The 2,316-nt window shown below is 75.6% G+C and carries 2 protein-coding genes; both read right to left on the reverse strand.

Features of this window, described 5'->3' with window-relative positions:
- Positions 1-1,539 (reverse strand): GAF domain-containing protein (locus tag G3I41_RS35370; protein ID WP_164404610.1); only part of this gene is annotated, 1,539 nt, incomplete at its 3' end.
- Between the two features lie 35 nt (positions 1,540-1,574).
- The gene (locus G3I41_RS35375; RefSeq protein ID WP_164404611.1) at positions 1,575-2,312 is read right to left on the reverse strand and encodes a 3-hydroxybutyrate dehydrogenase; all 738 of its coding nucleotides are present in this window, start codon (positions 2,310-2,312) and stop codon (positions 1,575-1,577) included.
- Between the last annotated feature and the right edge of the window lie 4 nt (positions 2,313-2,316).

Consider the following 2,316-nt stretch of genomic DNA (forward strand, 5'->3'; position numbering starts at 1 on the left):
CACCGTGACGGGGGCCTGGGCCAGCTGCCCCAGCTGGGCCGCCGCCGCCCGGGCCGCCGCAGCCGCGCCCGTACCGGGGTCCTCCGTCAACAGCACCACCGTGCCCGCGTGTTCGGCGCTCACGCCCTGGTGCTCGCCGCCGAACAGGAACCGCATCGCGGCCGGGGCCAGCCGTTCGCGCGCCCCGGTCTCCGCCACCAGCAGCAGATGCGGACGGTCCAGGTCGATGCCGAGGCGGCGGCCCCGCTCGGCCAGCCCCGCCGGGTCACGGTCCGGGTCCGACAGCAGGTCCGCGATCAGCTCACCGCGTATCCGGTTCTCCGTCTCGGCCACCGTGCGCCGCAGCAGCAACAGCAACCCCGTCACCACCGCCGACCGCTCGAACAGCCGCCGGTCCGAGTCGTCCAGCGGGCGGGCCCGGTGCAGGACGAGCCCGGCCAGCAGCTCCTGCCCGGCGAGCACCGCGCACACCACCCGCCCGTCGCGGTGCACCGCCCGCGCCCCGGTACGCGACTCCTCGGCCGCCTCCGCCAGCCAGCCCGCGTCCATGCTGTCGGCGGCGAAGCCCGTACCGTCCGGACGGACGGCGGCCAGCGGGCGGCCGCCCGGGTCGTGAATGGTCAGCGGCGAGCCGAGCAGCCCGGCGACCGCCGCCGCCACGTCCTTGACGTCCCGGCCGCGCAGCACCAGGTCGGTGAGCCGGTCGTGCGACTCCTCGGCCCGCGCCATGGCCGCCGAGTGCGCCCGCACGGAGGCGTTGGCCTCGGCCAGCTCCGCGTTCGCCTCGGCCAGCTCGGCCAGCGCGGCCGTGGTGTCGGCGAGCGCGCGGGCCGTGTCGATGGCGATTGCCGCGTGGGCCGCGAGCGAGCAGAGCAGGGCCACCTCGTCGGGGCTGAAGACCCGGGGCGAGCGGTCCGCCGCGAACAGGACGCCGATCACCTTCCCCGTGCCGCCCCGGCTCGACCCCAGCAGCAGCGGCACGCCGAGGATCGCGACCAGGCCCTCGTCGAGGACCCCGGCGTTGATGTTGCGGGTGTGGCGGAAGCGGTCGTCGGTGCGGTAGTCCGGCGTCGCGTACGGGCTCGCCGTCTGCGCCACCAGACCCCCCAGGCCCTCGCCCAGCTCCAGCCGCAGCCGCTGGAAGAGCACCGAGACCGAGCCGTCGGTGACCCGCATGTAGGTGTCCCCGGCCTCCTCGTCGGGGAGGGTCAGATACGCGGTGTCCGTGCCCAGCAGCATCCTGGCCCGCCGCACGATCGCCTTCAGCACGTCGTCCAGGTCCCGGGAGGCCGCCAGGTCCCCCGCCGTGTCGAACAGCGCGGTCAGCTGGGCCTCGCGCCGCCGGTGCTGGCGCAGCGCGCTCCTGATCCGCAGCGCGGTCGCCGTCGCCCGCTCCACCTCGGCCAGCTCCTCGGCGGGCACCCCCTCCGCCCGCGCCTGCGAGGAGACCGCCCCCAGCGTCTCGGCCGGGGCGTCGTCGGCCAGCAGGTCGAACAGGCGCCGGAGGTGGGGCGCGGCGGAGGGGAGCGGTTCAGGCATGGCGTCCGGGGTTCCTCGGGGGTCGGGGTGGCGGGTCAGTTCGCGGTCCAGCCGCCGTCCATGGAGAGCGAGGAGCCGGTGATGTGCCCGGTGCGCGGGCCGCACAGCCACAGGACCGCCTCGGCCACGTCCGCGGGCTCGATCAGCCGTTTGACCGCGCTGCGCTCCAGCATGACCCGCCCCACCACCTCCTCCTCGGAGATGCCGTGCGTGCGGGCCTGGTCGGCGATCTGGTTCTCCACCAGCGGCGTGCGCACGTACCCGGGGCAGACGCAGTTGCTGGTCACCCCGTGCTCCGCCGCTTCGAGCGCGACCACCTTGCTCAGCCCCTCCAGTGCGTGCTTGGCCGTCACATAGGCCGACTTGTACGGGCTCGCGCGCAGCCCGTGCACCGACGAGATGTTGACCACGCGCCCCCAGCCGCGTTCGTACATGCCCGGCAGGGTCCGGCGCAAGACGCGGAACGGGGTCTCCACCATCACGCGCTGGATCAGGGCGAACAGGTCCGGCGGGAACGCGTGCACCGGCGCGACGTGCTGGATGCCCGCGTTGTTGACCACCACGTCCACGTCGGCGGGCAGGGTGTCCACGACGTCCGGCTCGGACAGGTCCACCACCCAGGGCGTCCCGCCCAGCTCGTCCGCCAGGCGCTCGGCGGCCTCCCCGGCCCGGTCCACGACGTGCACATGGGCGCCCGCGTCGGCGAGCGCCCGGGCGCAGGCCAGCCCGATGCCGCTCGCCGCCCCGGTGACCAGCGCGGTGCGCCCGGCCAGGACG

Origin of the sequence: Streptomyces sp. SID9727 (assembly GCF_010550605.1) — a bacterium.
GTDB lineage: Bacteria > Actinomycetota > Actinomycetes > Streptomycetales > Streptomycetaceae > Streptomyces.